This window comes from Pyxidicoccus xibeiensis (assembly GCF_024198175.1).
In the GTDB taxonomy this organism is placed as follows: Bacteria; Myxococcota; Myxococcia; order Myxococcales; family Myxococcaceae; genus Myxococcus; species Myxococcus xibeiensis.
The window spans coordinates 100,230-117,846 of record NZ_JAJVKV010000012.1; the positions used below are offsets into that span (position 1 = coordinate 100,230).

At 67.6% G+C, this 17,617-nt stretch carries 12 protein-coding genes; 5 read left to right on the plus strand and 7 right to left on the minus strand.

Annotated elements, in window-relative coordinates; all coding sequences use genetic code 11:
* Positions 1–191 precede the first annotated feature (191 nt).
* Both LXT23_RS37295 and LXT23_RS37300 read left to right on the plus strand, forming a co-directional pair.
* Entirely contained in the window at positions 192–1,070 is an 879-nt protein-coding gene (locus LXT23_RS37295) for a carbohydrate ABC transporter permease (protein WP_253985194.1), read from the plus strand.
* Positions 1,067–1,876, plus strand: a complete 810-nt coding sequence (locus LXT23_RS37300) for a carbohydrate ABC transporter permease (RefSeq protein WP_253985195.1) — start codon at positions 1,067–1,069, stop codon at positions 1,874–1,876. The genes LXT23_RS37295 and LXT23_RS37300 overlap by 4 nt, the downstream gene beginning before the upstream one ends.
* A gap of 24 nt (positions 1,877–1,900) precedes the next feature.
* Here LXT23_RS37300 and LXT23_RS37305 read toward each other — a convergent pair whose 3' ends face one another.
* The 4 genes from LXT23_RS37305 to LXT23_RS37320 all read right to left on the minus strand — a co-directional run bounded on the left by LXT23_RS37305 (position 1,901) and on the right by LXT23_RS37320 (position 5,580).
* The gene (locus tag LXT23_RS37305) at positions 1,901–2,212 is read right to left on the minus strand and encodes a hypothetical protein (RefSeq protein WP_253985196.1); all 312 of its coding nucleotides are present in this window, start codon (positions 2,210–2,212) and stop codon (positions 1,901–1,903) included.
* Between the two features lie 302 nt (positions 2,213–2,514).
* Positions 2,515–2,757 (minus strand): hypothetical protein, encoded by a 243-nt coding sequence (locus LXT23_RS37310; RefSeq protein ID WP_253985197.1) that lies wholly within the window; start codon positions 2,755–2,757, stop codon positions 2,515–2,517.
* 350 nt (positions 2,758–3,107) lie between these two features.
* A complete protein-coding gene (locus LXT23_RS37315) occupies positions 3,108–4,661 on the minus strand; it encodes a serine/threonine-protein kinase (protein ID WP_253985198.1) in 1,554 nt (517 codons plus the stop codon).
* Positions 4,662–4,686: 25 nt separating this feature from the next.
* Positions 4,687–5,580, minus strand: a complete 894-nt coding sequence (locus LXT23_RS37320; protein WP_253985199.1) for a DUF2381 family protein — start codon at positions 5,578–5,580, stop codon at positions 4,687–4,689.
* Between the two features lie 221 nt (positions 5,581–5,801).
* Between LXT23_RS37320 and LXT23_RS37325 the strand changes: the two genes are divergently transcribed.
* Positions 5,802–6,263, plus strand: a complete 462-nt coding sequence (locus tag LXT23_RS37325; protein WP_253985200.1) for a hypothetical protein — start codon at positions 5,802–5,804, stop codon at positions 6,261–6,263.
* 37 nt (positions 6,264–6,300) lie between these two features.
* Here LXT23_RS37325 and LXT23_RS37330 read toward each other — a convergent pair whose 3' ends face one another.
* The 3 genes from LXT23_RS37330 to LXT23_RS37340 all read right to left on the minus strand — a co-directional run bounded on the left by LXT23_RS37330 (position 6,301) and on the right by LXT23_RS37340 (position 15,337).
* Complete coding sequence (locus tag LXT23_RS37330) at positions 6,301–8,454, minus strand: hypothetical protein (RefSeq protein WP_253985201.1); 2,154 nt, start codon at positions 8,452–8,454, stop codon at positions 6,301–6,303.
* Between the two features lie 13 nt (positions 8,455–8,467).
* The gene (locus tag LXT23_RS37335; RefSeq protein WP_253985202.1) at positions 8,468–13,918 is read right to left on the minus strand and encodes a M23 family metallopeptidase; all 5,451 of its coding nucleotides are present in this window, start codon (positions 13,916–13,918) and stop codon (positions 8,468–8,470) included.
* Positions 13,919–14,044: 126 nt separating this feature from the next.
* On the minus strand, positions 14,045–15,337 hold the full coding sequence (locus LXT23_RS37340) for an SH3 domain-containing protein (protein ID WP_253985203.1): 1,293 nt from the start codon (positions 15,335–15,337) through the stop codon (positions 14,045–14,047).
* A gap of 463 nt (positions 15,338–15,800) precedes the next feature.
* Between LXT23_RS37340 and LXT23_RS37345 the strand changes: the two genes are divergently transcribed.
* Together LXT23_RS37345 and LXT23_RS37350 are read left to right on the plus strand one after the other, a co-directional pair.
* Positions 15,801–16,772, plus strand: coding sequence for a LysM peptidoglycan-binding domain-containing protein (locus LXT23_RS37345; RefSeq protein ID WP_253985204.1), 972 nt, complete (start codon positions 15,801–15,803; stop codon positions 16,770–16,772).
* Positions 16,773–16,912: 140 nt separating this feature from the next.
* Positions 16,913–17,593 carry a class I SAM-dependent methyltransferase gene (locus tag LXT23_RS37350; RefSeq protein WP_253985205.1) on the plus strand — a complete coding sequence of 227 codons (681 nt, stop codon included), beginning with the start codon at positions 16,913–16,915 and terminating at the stop codon, positions 17,591–17,593.
* Positions 17,594–17,617 lie beyond the last annotated feature (24 nt).

The following is a 17,617-nucleotide window of genomic DNA, read 5'->3' on the forward strand; positions in this document are numbered from 1 at the left end:
GGAAGGAACGTTCCTTCCAGCCGGCACGTGAGCCCTCGGGGCGCGGAGGTGAGGCGTGGAATGAACGTTCCTTCCAGCCAGCGCATGAGCCCCCGGGGCGCGGAGGCAGGGAGTGGAATGAACGTTCCTTCCAGCGGGGGACTGCGTGCCGGGGTGCACCGCGCAAGGAGTCATTCGACGGGAGGGGACGCGTGAGCACCGGCGGCTCATTGGAGCGGGAGCGCCGGCAGGCGTACCTGCTGGTGGCGCCGGCCGTGTTGGTGCTGGCGGGCGTGGCGCTGTACCCCATCCTGGCGGCGATATGGCTGAGCCTGCACCGCTTCATCCTCGTCTTCGGCGAGCGGCGCTTCACGGGGCTGGACAACTACGCCTTCCTCCTGAGCGACGCGCGCTTCTGGGCAGCGCTGGGCAACACGGCGTACTTCACGGCGGTGGCGGTGACGGTGGAGTTGCTGCTGGCCGTGCCCCTGGCGCTGCTGCTCAACCGCGCCTTTCCGGGGCGGGGACTGCTGCGCGCTTCCGTGCTGGTGCCCTGGGCGATTCCCACGGTGGTGAGCGCGAGGCTGTGGGCGTGGATGTTCAATCCCGAGTATGGGCTCATCAACCGGCTGCTGCCCGGCAATGACATCAACTGGCTGGGGGCCCCGGGGTACGCGCTGCACGCGGCCATCCTGGTGGACGTGTGGAAGACGACGCCCTTCGTGGCGCTGCTGGTGCTGGCGGGGCTGCAAGGCATTTCCGAGGACCTCTACAAGGCGGCCCGCGTGGATGGCGCGTCGGCGTGGCGAGCGTTCCGGTCGATTACGCTGCCCTTGCTGAAGCCGGCGTTGCTCCTGGCGGTGTTGTTCCGCTCGCTGGATGCGTTCCGGGTGTTCGACGCCATCTACGTGCTGACGGAGGGCGGGCCCGCGAACACGACGGAGACGCTGAGCATCTACGCGTACAAGACGCTGATGCGCTCGGGAGACTTCGGGTACGGGAGCGCGCTGTCGGTGGCGACCTTCCTGTGCGTGGTGGTGCTGGCGGCGGTGTGGCTCAAGCTGCTGGGGCGAGAGGAGGGCGCGCGATGAAGCGGCCGGGGCTGGGCACGGCGCTGGCGGTGGTGGCGTTCCTCACGTTCTTCCTGGGGCCCTTCGGCTGGCAGGTGCTGACGAGCCTGTGGCCGGACGGCGAGCTGACGCGGCCGTGGCCCTCTCATCTGACGCTGGAGAACTACGCGAGCGTGCTGTGGGGGCGGCCGTTCCTGCGCGTGGTGCTGAACTCGCTGCTGGTGGCGGCGCTGACGACAGTGTTCTGTCTGTCCATGGGCGCGGCAGCGGCCTTCGCGCTGGCGAAGCTCGAGTTCCGGGGGAGGGGCCTGCTGCTGAGCGCGGCGCTGGCGGTGAGCATGTTCCCGCCGATTGCGACAGTGAGCCCGCTGTACCTCATCCTGCGAGCGGTGGGGCTGCGCGACAGCCTGGTGGGGCTGGCATTGCCATACGCGACGTTCGCCCTGCCGTTGACGCTGTGGGTGCTGACGTCGTTCTTCCGGCAGCTCCCGGACGAGCTGTACCGGGCGGCGAGGGTGGATGGGTGCACGCCGTTCCAGGCGTTCCGGAGGGTGCTGCTGCCATTGGCGGCGCCGGGGCTGGCGACGACGGCGATTCTGGTCTTCATCTTCGCGTGGAACGAGTTCCTCTACGCGCTGACCTTCCTGTCCACGCCGGAGAAGCGCACGGTGCCGGTGGCCATCAGCCTCTTCGCCAGCGAATACCGCGAGCCCTGGGGAGAGATTGCCGCGGCCTCCGTGGTGGCCACGCTGCCCCTGGTAGTGCTCACCGTGCTGTTCCAGCGGAGGATTGTCTCGGGCCTCACGGCGGGGGCGGTGAAGGAGTAGCGAGCCGCCGCGAGTGACGACGTACTACGCGCGGATGGCCGCGAGCAGCGCGGTGACGGCGGCGTCTGGGGAGGTAAGGGCCTGCTTGACGAGCTCCTCGAGAGCCGCGTCGTTCATCTGCGCGAGGCGCTGTTCGGCATCGGCAGGGAGTGCCAGGCCCCGTGCGTTGGCAAAGGTCACCAGCATCCTGGCATGTACGAGCACGCGCTCCCGAGCTCGCTCCAGTGCTCGCTGCTCTTCCCAGAAAGGTGAGTCCAGCATGATGCTCCTCAACGAGTGGCTGAGCCGCTGAGTACCGAAGCGGCGGGAGGCCAGGGTGCCAAGTACCACGAGCAAGTCTATCCGCTCCTCTGACGAAAGGCTCGGCTCCTGCCGGATGCGGGCCTCGGCCCAGGCCACCCGCTCGGGCTCGGCACCGGCTTCGATGACTGAAAGAGGGGCAGGAGGGCCGTGGCAGCCTGGAGGGCGGGCTGCCGGAAGTCCACCTCCCAGAGTCGGAACACCTGGAAATCAAAGGACAGCACGCGCCTGCCGGCACAGCCGAACGTGTATGGCGCGCGGGCGCTCTCGGCCTCGGGGAAGAGGAAGAGTGCCACGGGCAACACCGGCAGGCGCTCCCGCAGATGGACGCGTACCGCTTAGTCCAGCAGCCGCCGCGCGAAGTCCGGGTCGGGCTGGGCCTGGAGCTCCACCTCCACGACGAAGCGCTCGCCCTGGTGTTCCACCACGAGGACGGTGTCGGCGCGGCGCTCGGTCTGCGGGAGGCTGGAGTCCGCGGTCCTCAACAGCGTGGGGCCGCCGGGTCCGAAGAGCAGGAGCAGCAGTTGTTCGGGATGTGCCTGCACCAGCCGGCGGAGGATGAGGTCGAAGACGGGGCCCATGGAGGGCCACTACGATAACGATGGGTATGACATGCCCATCGGAACGCCCTACGTAGGGTGGGCGTTCCGGTCCATGAAGCCAGATGGAGCCGGAATTCCTGGCGAGGTGTTCCCTGGCACTCCGCGCTCCGTTGCCGCTCGTGCGCCCTCATGAACGGAGTTGAACTCGCGGGCAACACTCCAGGGCTGCGAGGCATCCATACCCACGTTTTCGGAAATGCCCTCGGGCGGGGCGGACACGGCAATCCCTCACGACGGGAACCGGAGCCTGAGCTCGGAGCACCCTCAGCTGGAATGAACGTTCCTTCCACGGAGGCGCGCCCCGGCCCGCGAGGGTATTTGCCTGTGTTTCAGGGAAACCGGTCCACCACCATGACGTGTGAGCGCGGACGCACCAGCGCGCGTCCAGGTGTCGAGCTCTCGTCCTTGGGCAGGCCGTCCGCGTCGGAGAGCACGAAGCAGACCGGATACTCGCTCCCGTCGGGAGTCTTCACGCGCGTGTAGCGGCCCAGCACCTGCTCACCGCCTGTCCACACCCGTCCGTAGATGAGCGTCCCCGCCGGCAGCCGGCCGAAGGGGTGCTCCAGGCGGCTGGTGATGGGGCCGTCGCTCAAGACGATGTCGTAGTTCAACTTGTCGTGGTCATCGGGCTGGAGGATGTCGAGCTCGGTGTGGCTGCCATCACCCACCTGCAGGCGGAGCTGGCGCATGGCCTCCAGGGCCTCGGACGGACAGCGGGCTGGGTCGGGACGCACTTGCGCACCAGTGCAGGCGTTGAGGCTGGCCACGGCGCTGGCGGCCAGCAGATAGCGGTAGAGGCGGGCAGGGCACCGCGAAGGGGCCTCGGTCATGGACATGGCGTCTTCTCCCGGCCACGACGGCACAGCGGAGAGCGCGGCGAGGGCCACCGTGGACGCGGCAGTGTCGGCCGACCCATCCAGCCGCGCCAGTTGCTGACCTTCCTCCGCTGCTTCCATGGCGCGCGCTCGATGCGCTACCGCCCAGGCCAGCCCCGCCACCGACAGCAGTGCGCCAACGACCCATGCCAGCCGAAGCGCTCTCGACCTGGGTCTGCCCACGCTGCGTGCGGAGGCACCAGGCTCCGGAGTGGTGACGACACGGTCCACCATCCTCCGGCGCAGCAGCCGGCGGGCGCGATGGTCCAGGACGCGCTCGTGCCGGCTCATCCTCGCATGCAGCAACGCCAGCTCCTGCCCCGGTGCCACGGGCCCTGGCGCCGCACCCTCGCTCGTCGTGCGCGAGTCCCGGGCCGGCCCGCTGTACCACTCGAAGAGCGGCACGTCCCACTCAGGACCTGCCTCGGCCAGCGCCCGGAGTACTTCCAGCGCCAGCGTGTGGGCGGTCTCCGGTCGCGCCTCGGGAGTGAAGTCCAGGAGCCCGTGCACCCAGCGAGCGAGAGCCTCCGGCACCCGGGGGCTGAGCACGCGCACCGCGGTCGGACTCTCCGCCTCCGCCTTGTCCTCGGGGAGCAGGTTCAGCCGCAGGGGCGGGTACTGCTCCACCAGCAGCCGGTAGAAGGTGACGCCCACCGCGTATAGCTCGTCAGCCACCGTGTACGGGTAGGGTCCGACCTGGGGCTCACGCTGGGCCCGGAGGCTCCAGAGGATGGCCTGCGGGCTGCGGTAGAGACGGACGATGCCCGGATGCCGCAGCAGGCTCAGCGTCTCCGCCTCGCGCAAGAAGCGGCGGTCACCTGGGACATGGGCCAGCTTCAGGGCGTAGCTGCGACCTCCAGGCCGCGAGCGAACCTCGTACACCGTGCCATTGCCGCCGCTGCCCAACCGTCGCTCCACCTGCCAGCGACCGATGCGGGTGCCGGGCGGCAGGGCCTTGGGCGACAGCGCGTCGGCATGCCCCGGAAACTCGTCCGCTTCAACCTGCATCACCTGCTCCTGGCCCGTGTTTCGCTCACAGCTCCACTCGCGACCAGCGCAGGCTCAGGCGCCCGCCCGCGTCCAACACCTCCAGCGCCCATGGAGCAGAGGACTCGTCCACCCGAGTGCGCCACTCCACTACCGCCCGAGTGCTCTGCCCGGGCTTCAGCCGCGCCTCTGCCATCAGCACCGGCGCTTCGTGCACCTCGCCGGTGTGGCGCCCGTTCGCATCCAGCCGCGTCAGCCGAGCCAGGCCAGGCACCCAGACCTCTTCACCCCGAGGATTTTCCAGCTCCAGGGCGACGGCCATCCATTCGCCGGAGCGGTACGCGTCGAGCTTGAGGGCCCTCAGCCGCTGATCGGCGGCACGTATATCCACCCACTTCCAGACTACGTTCCGGTGCTTGATAGCCCCGGACAGGATGGCCGCCGCGAGCCCCTCCTGAGGCACCGTCCTGCGCGCTGCGGCCAGCCGCGCCTCCAGCGCTGCGCACTGTCCCCGCAGCGCCACCAGCTCCGCCTCCAGTTGCTCCACCGACGCCGGCTGCCTCCGCACCTCCACCACCGCATCCACCTCATCGGCCTCCGTCGTGAGCTCCAGCACCAGCCGCACGGGAGCCGCACCGTCCGCGAACCGCTCCACCAGCGGAGGCACGCCCTTCTCCGGAATCGCCACTGCCGGCTTGAGCACCAGGTGGTCCGTCTCCAATTCCAGCCGGGTGAACAGCCCCCGTACGGCCTCCGGAGCCGCCGCCTCCAGCACGACATCCGAGTCGAACAGCACCGTCGTCACCACATGAGGCGCCAGCCGGAGCCGCTGCACGGACTCCGAGGTGCCCGCGCTCACGGACACGCTCCGCTCGACACGCCTCCACCGCTTCGCGCCCTGTGGCTGCGCCAGGGCCGCCGTGCCCACCAGGAGCACCATCGCCAACACACCCCAGGGAAGACGCAGGAGTCACCTCCGAGGGGCTCGGTCCGTCCGCGCCACCCGCCCGCTGTGGAGCCGGAGGAGGGTGACCCGCGAGCGATTCACCCTATCACCCCGGCCATCAGGGGTCTACCCAGCAGGTCATTTGGAACTCGGGCAACCTGCTACCACTGTTTTTGGCTTGCACGCAGACCTGGGCGGCGTATGAGTCCACGCCCATGCACGACGAGGAGCGGCTGAAGGAGAAGCTGCGCGCCATCGAGGCGCTGTTCGCGGGGGCCACGACGGAAGGGGAGCGGGAGGCCGCGGACCGGGCCCGCCAGCGCATCTCCGCCCGGCTGGTGGAGATGCAGGGCGAAGCGCAGGTGGAGTGGCAGTTCTCGCTGAACCCGTGGACCTACCAGCTGTTCGTCGCGCTCGCGCGGAGGTACGGGCTCCAGCCGTACCGCTACCGGCGCCAGCGCCACACCACGCTCGTCGTCAGGGCGTCGGAGCGCTTCATGAAGGGGACGTTCTTCCCGGAGTACGACGCCATGTCGAAGACGCTCCACGAGCACCTCACCGAGGTGACGAAGCGGGTGGTGTCGGAGGTCCTCAACTCGGACACGAGCGAGCCGGCGGTGGTGGACGCCGAGCCGCGCCAGCTCCAGGCCTTCAAGGACGCGCCCGAGCGCAAGTAGCGAAGGGCCCGGATTTCGCCGCCCGCTTTCCGTGGGCCTACTTCGCCTTCGCCACCGTCCGCTTCGCCCGGGCCGCATCCATCTGCTGCGACGTCAGTCGGGGGAACTTCTCAGGGTGCTTGAAGGCGAAGAACCGGAAGTCATCCTTCGAGTTACCCAGTACCGTAGCGGTGATGTCGACCAGTTCCTTGTCTCCCTTCTGGCCGACGAAGCCGGGGACCAGCGGATACTCCGAGGGTTTCTGCTCATGCAACTGCCGCTGGGCTTTCGGGCTGTAGAAGAAGACGACGTCCCCGCAGTCACCGGCCTGCCGCATGAAGATGGCCGTTACTGCGGAGATGAGCTGCTCAATCTTGTCGCGGTACAGGTACGACGAAGCCGCAGGAGACTTCATGTACTCGAGGGCCGCCTTGGAGTTGTCGTGCTTGCGGCCGTCGAACCCCGTCTTCACGATGACCTCCGACGGAGTGAGGCAGTCCTCCCACTTCTCATACGTGCGAGCCACCCGGTTCATGATGGTGTGGGCAACACCCTTCCACGCGGCCTCGCACTGGCCAATCGCCTCGCCGACGATGGTGCCGACGAAGAGCGCGAACTCCTCCTGCCGCTCGGGCGGAACGACAGGCATGGGGGAGTAGAGCCGGGCGGCGTGTCCCGCGAGGTCCACCGTGTTCGAGCTGCACACTCCCGAGGAGAACACCCGGGAGACGAAGGCACCGGCCTCGAAGGGGGCGAAGCCACTGAAGACTCCGGGCTCGCTCGCCTCGTAGTCCGCGATGGCCCAAAAGGGCACCTCCCGGGCCCCGGTACCCAGCGCGGGTGATATCGCTGCAAACACCTGCAGCCCCTGGATTGCGCTCAGGGCCTCCACGTACCTGTGCGGGAGCTTCTTCAGGTCGAGCAGCTCGCGCGAGAACGTGTTCTCCTGGCTGGTGACCGTCACGGTGTCGAGCTCCGACAGTTTCGTGGCGACGTCATCCGGCAGGCACAGCTGGGTGTACATGTCGACCGACTGGCCCATGCGAAAGCTCGCGTTGTGACGGAAGTTGAGGAGGACGTTCCGGAAGTAGTCGTCCAGTTGCTCCACCCGCGAGCCCTTGCCGTCCGGCAACAAGACGTAGGGCTTCACCACCAGGTCCAGCGCGACGGAGTCGCTGAAGTTCTCGAAGGCTCCCCGGAGGCCCAGCTTGCCCTTCTCGAGGAAGACCTGGAACTGCTTCAGGCGGGGTCTCGGGACCTCGCGCGCGAGCCGTGGGTCCACCTGGAGACGCTCCACGGGCTGCGCAGCCGCCTTCTTCTTCGCGCCCTTGTCGCCCGCGGCCGGCTCGGGGTCCGGCTTCGGTGAGACGGTGAGCCGGTACTGGAACGTCAGCGTCTCCGACGACTCGATGCCTCCAATCGCCGCGAGGCGGTTTTCGAGCACCTCCGTGTCTTCCCCGCGGACCGACAGGAAGCCCATCCTCCACATCTGGACCCTGGCCGCGTCGGAGGCGCCAATCTCCCACTGGATGCGGACCGTCGCGTTCGCGTCGGGCTTCAGCCCCTCGGGGGGCCGGGGGTAGAGCTCCACCGTGGCGAGCTGCCCCTTGAAGATGCTCGGCAGGTCCGGCATCAGCTGTAGGAGGGTGCCAACCCGCTCCCTGCGGACCTTCCGCTCGATGAAGTCAGGCACCCAGTCGTACGTCAGCTCGTCCGGCGCGATGCGGAAGTCGATGCGCGCTCCCAGCTCGAAGGGAATGGCCTGCGGGGCACCGGGCTTCACCTCGATGGCGTCGTTGCCGAACAGCAGGGGCTCCAGCCGGTAGCCCAGGCTTCCATTGCCGATGAGCCCGAGCTCGTAGATGGAGATTTGCAGCGGCCGCGTGCCCTCCCCGGCCTTCTCGCGCACCAGGAAGCTCCGACCGTTCGGGACGAGGCAGGTCTCGCGCCGGTGCGGCATCCGCCGCTCGTCGAAGCTGTCGCTGTGGACAATCCACTCGAGCCGGCAGGGCACGTACCCCGCCACGTTCTCGCAGCTACCGCCCACCTGCACCTGCCACTCCGTCATGCCCAGCAGGGTCGGCTGGTGCTGTGACTCCGGCCGGAGCACCAGGTGTGGCGCCGCCCGGATGCGCACGACGCCGTCGTAGCCCAGCGGGAGCTGGCAGTCGCCGTGCTGCTCGTCGGCCGGAAGGGTTTGCAGCTGTGCCATGCGGGGTTCCTCGTTACTCTGTACGCGTGAACGTCTTGCTCTCGGGCGGCTTCAGGTCGGTCAGCCGCACGGGGCGGCGCTTCCCCTTGCCATCGAGCGGACGATCGAGGGTGAACGTGTAGGTCACGCCGGGGGCGAGCGCCTTCAGTTCCACGGTGGCGACGAAGTCACCCTCGAGGTTGCAGCCGCCGTGCTTCCCATCCACTGTCGGGGTGGCGTACTCGAGGTTCTCCGACAGCTTCGGCTTCACACCGTCGAGGTGCGCATCCGCCTTGTCGGGCTTGACGACCAGCACGAACTCGCGGGCGACATTCCAGGCGCGCTTGTCCTTCGCACCCGCCACGGGCACCTCCATGCCCTCGCCGTGGCAGCGCAGCACCAGCCGCCCGTCTTTCTGCTCCACCGTCAGCTCGCCTTCCCACCGGGGCGTGAAGTCGTACGTGCCCGTCACCTCCAGGCGCTGGGGCTCGCAGTCCGCGCGGAGCGTGGTCAGCTCCAGCTTGAACTCCGTCTTTCCATCGCGGGGACTCTTCTTCTGGCCGTCCGGCTGCGGAAACGGGACGCGTGCCGAGATGAGCCAGTCCGCGACTGCGTTCTCGCCTCGGATTTCGAGCTTGTCCGGCCGCAGCTTCGTGAAGCCCTGGAGGGGCTCGAACTTGTCCTTGCCAGGAAGCTTGCGGGAGAAGGCGGCGGAGTACTTGTTCAGGTCCTCCGGCGTCCCGGTTAGGCAGGCGGTCAGCTCCACCTCGCACTGCCCCATCGTGGGAGAGAGCTTGAAGGCCAGCTGCTTCGCGGGCTCCTTCCCGGTGGCCGGCAGCACGTCGCGCACGGCCACCTTCCGGTAGCTGCCCGGTTCCGCGTGGGTGGCCCGGATGTGCTGGGACGTCCGCGCCGCCAGCGCCTCGAACTCCGCCAGGGTGATGGAGCCGTCTCCCTCGCCGGTGGTCTCCCCACCGAAGAAGTGCAGCTGCGACTGGCCGTTCAGGGCGGCGAGCTCGAACCAGTAGGAGAGCTCGACGCCAGGCGCCAGGTCGCCCTTCATGAGGCTGTTGAAGATGGGCCCTGGGTGGAACGAGACGGCCAGCCAGTTCTTGCTGGCCGGGTTCGCGGTGAGCCTCAGGCGGGTCTTCTGGGCCGGGTCCGCCAGCTCCACCGTGAAGCCGCCCGACGCGGCGGCCGCGCGCACCCGGTCCGCCTCGCCCTTCTTCGGGGCGTTGATGATGCAGCTGAGGCCCGAGGCTTCGATGCGCTCGATGACGGGATGGCCCTTGAGCGCGGTCGCGACCTCTGCCAGCACCGCCGCGAGCGAGAGGTGCAGGTGCAGCGGGCGCTTCTGCCGGTACAGCTGCTGGTACGCCAGGAAACTGAACGGACCGAGGCTGGCTTTGGCCGCCGCGCGCCGGGGCGCGAGGATGCGCTCGCGTGGCTCGTCGAAGACCCACAGGGCCTGGAGCTTCGGGTCGTCACAGGGGGTGGGGGTGAAGGTCAGCTCCAAGGTCTCCGGACCGAGCGGCTTCACCGTGGCGCCCGGGACCTGGTAGAGCGAAGGGTCATCCGTGTTCCCGAGGACGCACTTCATGCCATCCGGGAACAGCTCCGTCAGGTTGACCTTGAGCCGCTTCGCCTTGAGCGCGGAAAGCCCCTTCACGAGCGCCCAGCCCACCTGGATGTCCATCACCTCGAAGCACGGCTTGAAGCGGATGAGGTCCTTGACGACGTAGAGCGTCTTGTCCTTCTCCTCCCAGAGTTTCTTGCCGTCCTCCTTCAAGCCGATGATGAAGTCCTCGCCCTCATCCAGCTTGAAGTGACTCTTGTCGACCGGAGGCACCGTCGCGCCCGTGAGCGGGCGCGCCGTGACGGGGATCACCCGCTCGGAGTAGGGCTGGGTGGGGCCTTCCTGGCCCAGGCGGGTCCGCAGGAGGACGAATGCAGGGAGCGCCAGCGGCGCGGGCTCCTCGAACTGGAGCAGCCAGCGCCAGCTTCCGTCGGACTGGCGCTGGGGCTGCTCGATGACGACAGGCTCTCCGGCCGCCTGCTCCCCCAGGAGCTTCGGGCGGGGGATGGTGATGACGGAGTCGAGGAACGGGAGCTTCGACTTGGGCTCCAGGGTCTGCGGGGGCTCGGACGTGTCGGCGACCTCCAGCGTCCAATCCCCCCAGAAGGCGGCGGGAACTTCCTGCACGATGTTGCCACCGGGGGAGAACTCACGGCCCCGGGCCAGCGCCAGCACGTGTTTTTCCTGCCTGGCGAGCAGTGTGACACGGTTCTGCTTGTCGTAGCCGAAGTCCTCGTCGATGACGATGGCGACGGCCGTCTCGCCCACGAGGCGCGCGCCAGCCTTCTTCATCCATCCGGAGCCCAGAGGGCGCGGGTCTTCGTGGCGGAACGGAGGCGCGGCCCACTCGTCCCGGACGCGGCCCTTGTTCTGCTTTTCGAGCACGTTGAGCAGCCAGACGGCCGTCACCGGATGCAGGTTCTCCAGCCTGCTGCCAGGAGGGAGCAGCCCTTCCGCGGTGAAGAGCTTCGCGTCAGGCGGAGCTGGCTCGTCGCTCTCCGCGTCCTGTCCGGTGCGCAGGGATGGGATGCGCCCGATGTGCGTCTCCTTCTTCGGGTCGCACCAGGCAATCTCCGCCACCGTGTCCTCGGCCGGCTTCGGGTGGTCGGGGCCGAACGCCTCGCTCACCTTGCGCAGCACCGCCTTCACGCTGTTGGGGGTCCACTCGTTCTTCTGGATGAGGCGGACATTGCGCCAGCGCCGGGTGATTCCCTGCGCGAGCAGCCGGCCGTCGGCGCCCGGAAGGGAGACGGACTGCTCGATGAAGAAGCCCTGCTTCGCCTTGAGCGTCATCCGGTCCGCGAGGGCGGGCACCCTCAGTGAGAGCGGAACGATGCCCTTCTGGGCGGCCTGGAGCTTGTTCGCGTCAATCTTGACGACCGCGGGCTTGCAGACCTTCCGGCCGTTCTGCTCCCCGCCGCAGCCTCCCTGGGGGCACGCCATGCGATGCCAGCCACCGCCGGGCAGCTCCTGCTCGAAGCACAGCTCCAGCTCGTAGCTCCCCCCGGTCACCATACTGTTCTGGTCGGGCGAAGGCAGGTAGAGCGTCTCCACCTCGAGCTTCAGCGGATACGCGAAGCGGCAGCACGGAGAGATCCAGTCCGGTTTCTCTGCCTCCGGAGCGAACGACGTCTTCGAGTCGAGGAGTGCCGCGACCCCTGGTCCGTAGCCCATGCTGCTGCGCGGGATTTCGCTGGCCGCGGCGAACAGTGCCGACGTCGCCTGGACGAAGGGCTCCTGGTCCTCCCGGGGGAGCGCGCCCTTGAGGTGCTTCTCGATTTCCTTCACGTCCAGGAAGTTGTCCTCCTGGTCTTCCTTGACGTCGAAGAACGCGGGCGCCTTGTCGCCGGCCGTGTCGAGCCGTGCCGCCAGCTCGGTGAGGAGCTTGATGCCATTCTCCTTGTCGTCCTCCGGGCAGAACACCTGGAAGTGCAGGAACCCCGAGCGCAGGGTGAACTGCTTGCGCCGGGTGGGGACGTCCTCGGTGGGGCGGACCGGAAACGTTACCGAAGGGAGGGCGTCCTTGGGCAGGTGGCCAACGAAGCCGAGCACCTCTCCGGCGCTCACGGGGAAGAAGGGCTCCTCGAAGGTGACCACCTCCCCCCTGGCGAGCGCCTTCAGTGCCTCCACCATGTTCCCGGGAGGTCCCTTGTAGAGCCACTGCACCGTGTCCTTCTCGCCGGGCACAGTGATGGGTTTCGTGGAGCCGTCTTCTGCGAGCGCTCGGTAGGTCTTGACGCTCTGGGCCCCTCCGGCGGGCGGCTTCTGGTCGGCGTCGGTGACCTGCTCCAGGGACCAGAGGAGCGAGCCCAGCCGGATGTCCTTGACCTCCGAGACGTTGACCCAGGCTCCGAAGCGCCGCTTGTACAGCTCCCGGAACCAGGGGACGTGCTGGAGGTACCTGTCGAGCGCGCCGGTATCCGGGGGCTTCTGGGAGGAAGTGTCCCCGGACTGCGTGTCGAGGAGCTCGGGCGGGAACGCCGGCGAGCGCAGGTGCATGTAGAGCGTGTAGAACGCGCCCCTGCGGCCCTGGGCTTGCGCCTCGTCTTCCCGAGGGCGTTCCTCGAGCTCGTGGCGGACGAGGACGAAGCCCGGCCAGTTGCCGAGGGCCTCGGCGACGCCAGGCGCGAGGCACGAGGCCTGCTCACCGGGAAGCCGGGCCGCCACGACATAGCCCGGGGCGATGGCGCTGACGGGTGTGGAGTCCTGGCCGGCGGGCGGGAACAGGTGCACGCCTCCGTGCAGGTTCCGCTGGAGGCCGAGTACGTAGTAGCCGCCAATGCCGGTGTCGAGCGACTCGTTGTTGTAATAACACTGCCAGGGATGGCTGGAGGCGTTGTTTCCCCGCAGCGGGAAGCTGTACTTCGGCCGGTTGAAGCTGCTGTCAATCAGCTCGGCGGGAGCCTGGGTCTGTCTTTCGCGGTAGACGTAGTACCCGCCCGGCCGGTCCTTGTGGTCCAGGAAGCGGTTGTTGTTCGTGCCCTGCGTCGTTGGATTGACCTTGAAGAAGGCTCCGCCGCGCACCAGGTTGAACGAGGCAAATCCCTCGAGCTGCTTGTCGCCCTTCGGAAAGGCTCCGGACTGAATCCTGAACAGGTCGTGCACGGAGGACAGCGCGTGCCCCAGGTCGCAGTTACCCTCGGGGTTCGGAGCCGATAGGAGTCGTTGATTGACCAGCTTCCACTTGGAAGAAGGGTCCGCCGTGACGAGCCAGAGCTGTGACTTCCCTCCGGTCTTGAGGATGCAGTAGCCACAGATGACGATGATGTGGAGGGGGCGCTCGAATCGGGGCGAGGGCGTTCCGAGGCCCGTGTAGATGACGACCGGGTTGTTGGCCCGCAGGCACTTGAGGATGTGCGCGAATCGCGCCCTGATGGCGTCCTCGTCCCCTGCGATCTCGTCCGCAGCATCCCGCAGCCCCGAGGGCAACAGCCGGCCTTCGACTGCCGCATCGTCCGGAGTGGACCGATAGCGCAGGACACCGCCCAGACCCTTGGGCCGTTTATCGTGGTCCTTGATGAGCAACTCACCGAGCGGGACGGGAAGCTCCCCATCCAGCTTGTCTCCGGCGTCCGAGGTGACCTCGTAGTTCCCCTTGGGAAAGGTATTCCAGCCCCGACCCTGCTGGGGGGCATCGGCGAAGTGCTCGAAGAAGGCGCGGTCCCCTGTCGGGTACCTCAGGTCGAGCATGTTGCTGGGAATGCCCGCTCGCGAGTGGGTGATGTACCTCTCGCGGGGATCGCCGCCCTTGATGAGCTGGAAATAGTTGTACACCATCGATGCCGAGGTACGACCGCACCAGTCCGCGGGCTGGTCCGAATCGATTTTCTGACCGAGCAGCGGCACCTTGATGACATGCCACTCCTGGGCCTTCTTCTTGATTTCATCCGGGAACTCGTAGGAGTCCACGGGAAATACACGCGACTTCAGGCCGTCGCGCCGTTCGAGGATGCGGCTGACGTCAACTGCCTGTCCGGCGGCATCATAGCCCAGTGTGAATTGCCGTTTGAGCGACATCGAATTCCGCTGGTGAAACTATTGTGAGATTGAGTTGCACAGTTCCCTGACTTCGATTCCACGGCTCTGGGCTGCGGCGTAGGCTCTGGCCGAGGACTTCTCTGCTCCGGATTGCCAGACACCTACGCCCGGTTCTCCGGTAGGCCACAAGAGGGTCTGCGTGTATTCCTTGCCCTCATCGGTACGGAATCGGAAGGTGTGTGTAGCGCCATTCCGGATGACATCTGAGATTCGAACGACCTGCTCGTTTTCGCCGAAGGAGCCGTCAGGCCCCATGCCGGCATCTCCCGACGCCAGGGTGGCCCTTCGGTGAAGGTCGAACCGGAGCTCCCTCGTGTACACCCAGCCGCAAGAGGACCGGATGAATCGCTCTCCCGCTTCCTCGGCAATGAGGTGCCACCGGGAATGCAGCGAGCGGAGCAGCCGAAACGTCTCCGGGCTGAGGATGGGCATGCCCGGGTACTCGTCGTCGAACGAGGAATACTTCTGCTTGCGCGCTTCCGGAGTGCGTGCGCCCTGCTGCAATGCGGCCTTCAGCGCGTCCGACACCGCGGAGTTGCTTCGCGACTCGATGATGACCTGGAATTTCTCCTGGTCCTCCTCGAGCGCGTATCTCCTGTTCATCGACAGGTAGGAGCCGGTGTACACGACGAGGGCTCCGTCGCGGTACACGGCGCTGACGAAGTCATTGCCTCGAAGCTGGAACCGGTGCCAGTCGTACTCGATCTTCTCCAACTCCCGGAGGAGGCCTTCCTCCCCCGTCTCCTTCCTCTGCTCGGCGGAGAGTCCCTCCCGGTTCTCCACTATCTCCCGCTTCACCACGAAGGCCTCGTGGAGGCCCCCCTGCTTCCGGTCCTTCACGAGCTGCTCGAAGTGGACGTCGAAGAAGCGCTCGGCAAGCAGCGTCAGCGCCTGCTCGTTCTCCAGGTCGAGCGTCGCCGCGCGCATGGCGGCGTCCAGCCGCACCTTGGCGCTCAGGGTGGTGTCCTGGGCCTGCGCCAGGAGCGCGTCCAGGCTGGGCTTTTCCGCGCCGACCAGGGACTTCAGCGTGAAGCCCTCCGCTTCACCGCACTTGATGCGCACCCACTGCTTCGGCGCAGCCTTCACGTGCAGGCACTCGGCGCCAATGGCGACCTTCGCCACCACCTGGGCGGTGGTCGCGGGCTTGTCGCGCAGGTTCACCTCGGAGCCCTGGATGAAGACCTGCCCGCCGGCCTGCACCTGGGCCTGGGCCCACGTCGGCGTGGAGCCCAGCACCGCCAGGCAGGCGACCCATGTGGAAAGGTGGCGTCGGTGAGCTGTCGTCTTCATCGTCCGTTCCTTGCGGCGTGGGCAGGCGGGCGAGCGCCGGAGAGGCCCGGAGAGTATGGGCGTCCTTCCTGACACGGAGGGGCGTGTCGCCATCGCTGCGACGGAGGGAGATTGATGGAGGCCCCGTCCTGGGGTCAAGGACGGCACCTTCGCCCCGCTATTCATGGGCCAGGCCGCTCGGCGACGCCCGGTCCGATGGCGGCGGTTCGCCGGGTACGGGCAGGTACTCCTTCGGGATTCGAAGTCGCCTGCCGTGAGCAAACCGCAAAGAGCAGCATCACCGGCAATGCTGCTCGAAATCCTGGTTTTGAAATCACCAGCGTCCACCTTCCAGCCCCATCCCTACCGGAAATCCTGTCATCACGTCATGGGTGCGAACTGACCGCGTCAAGAAATGGCTCGCTCGGCGTAGATACCTGTCAGACACGCATGCGAGTGTCCTTCTCGAGAGTCACCAGCCACCATGCTCCTCCGTCATGCCCTGCGCGATGGCCATCGCGAGTATGTCATTCTGGAGTTGCAGGAATTGCTTCCGGAAGGCTACGAGCCCGTGGACCTGGGGCGGGGCTGGACGCTCGAGCACCGGCTGCTGCGGCTCATGCGGGAGGACGCCAACCTGCGGGCCTTGCGCGACGCGGTGTATGCGCATGGCCATGGCACCGCGCGGTTCTCCGCCTCGCTGACACCGGAGGAGGTGGCGCGCCAGGCCGCTGCGCTCTTCTCCTTCGGCGTCCTCCGGCTGGCGCGCGTCCCGCTGTCCTCGCGGACGGTGGCACCCCACTTCGCCGAGACGCCCGTGGTGGCCCCACCCGTCGAGGACCTGGCACCGCTGTGGCTCCGGCTGCAGGTCGTGGACGACGTCACGGACGTGCCCATCTCCGGTATCAAGCTGCGCATCCAGTTCGCTGACGAGTCCGAGCAGCAGACCACCACGGACTCGGAAGGTCGCATCGACCTGAAGGACGTCCCCGCGGGCAGTGCCAACGTGCTCTCGGTGCTGGACGGGGCCACGCTGGACAACACCCTGGCGCTCGTGAGGACGGGCGGCCCCTGGTCCCAGCAGAAGCCGGCGAAGGCGGGCACGAAGGGACGTACGGCCTCATCCACGCGGGTGCTGGCGCGCATCGCCGAGCACCGGGTTACCGACGGTGAGACGCTGGAGAGCGTGGCGGAGATGTATGGCCTCACGGTAGACGCGCTCGCGAAGTTCAACTGGGGGACGAGCGACGCGGACGTGATTCAGCACTACCTCCTGCTGGAGGTGGGCTGCACGCACACGGATGTGGGTGGCCGGTACGTGTTCTCCAGCGAGGACGTGCCGGGCCTCCTCCACATCCCCCGCCCCGTGGCGGTGCCCCGGGTGGCCGTGGAGCAGAGCCACATCCTCCGGGTGAAGAAGGTCCCCGAGCAGCAGCCCTATCTGTTCTCGCTGTGAGTCCTCCACGCATGTAGCCTTCTGTGAAGAATGCGGCCCCCTTGCCCTCACGCAGGAGCCGCACTCGCGGCCACTCGCATGTCTGGGAAAAGGCCCGCTACGGTGTCCAAGCTCCAACACACCGCAAGGAACCCGGGTCCATGGACATGCCCTCTCTCGAGCTGCAGATGTCGCCCGAGGTACACGCGGGCCAGGCGGTCTACACGCGGTGGACGCTGCGCCTGCTCTACGACGTGGGCGTGCTGGGCTACTCCAATCGCTTCGTCTGGAAGTGCCCCACGCGCAAGCAATTGGCCTGGTACGACGAACACGTCACGTCCAACCATCTCGACGTGGGCGTGGGCACCGGCTACTACGTGGACCGCTGCGCGTATCCGTCACCCGCGCCACGGCTGGCGTTGATGGACCTCAACGCCAACAGCCTGGAGCACGCCGCCGGCCGCACCGCGCGCTACGCGCCGGAGACCTACCGGCGCAACGTGCTGGCCCCCATCGACTTCGACGCGCCACGCTTCGACTCCATCGGGGTGAACTGCCTGCTGCACTGCCTGCCCGGCACCATGGACGAGAAGGCTGTCGTCTTCGACCACCTCGCCCGGCTGCTCAACCCGGGCGGCTGCATCTTCGGCTCCACGCTCCTCCAGGGAGACGTCCCCCGCAGCTGGCAGGCGCGCATGTTGATGAGCCTCTACAACCGCAAGGGCGTCTTCTCGAACCGCCACGACACGCGCGAGTCGCTGGAGCGCGCCCTCCGCACCCGCTTCAAAGACGCCCGCGTCACCGTGCACGGCTGCGTCGCCCTCTTCCGCGCCCGGACCTGAGCCACACGCTCACGGTTGATTTCC

Coding starts and splice junctions, on each gene's coding strand:
- LXT23_RS37325 (WP_253985200.1), top strand. CDS start 5,802: ATGCACGACGAGGAGCGGCTGAAGGAGAAGCTGCGCGCCATCGAGGCG.
- LXT23_RS37315 (WP_253985198.1), bottom strand. CDS start 4,661: ATGCAGGTTGAAGCGGACGAGTTTCCGGGGCATGCCGACGCGCTGTCG.
- LXT23_RS37345 (WP_253985204.1), top strand. CDS start 15,801: ATGCTCCTCCGTCATGCCCTGCGCGATGGCCATCGCGAGTATGTCATT.
- LXT23_RS37340 (WP_253985203.1), bottom strand. CDS start 15,337: ATGAAGACGACAGCTCACCGACGCCACCTTTCCACATGGGTCGCCTGC.
- LXT23_RS37310 (WP_253985197.1), bottom strand. CDS start 2,757: ATGGGCCCCGTCTTCGACCTCATCCTCCGCCGGCTGGTGCAGGCACAT.
- LXT23_RS37320 (WP_253985199.1), bottom strand. CDS start 5,580: ATGGTGCTCCTGGTGGGCACGGCGGCCCTGGCGCAGCCACAGGGCGCG.
- LXT23_RS37350 (WP_253985205.1), top strand. CDS start 16,913: ATGGACATGCCCTCTCTCGAGCTGCAGATGTCGCCCGAGGTACACGCG.
- LXT23_RS37300 (WP_253985195.1), top strand. CDS start 1,067: ATGAAGCGGCCGGGGCTGGGCACGGCGCTGGCGGTGGTGGCGTTCCTC.
- LXT23_RS37330 (WP_253985201.1), bottom strand. CDS start 8,454: ATGGCACAGCTGCAAACCCTTCCGGCCGACGAGCAGCACGGCGACTGC.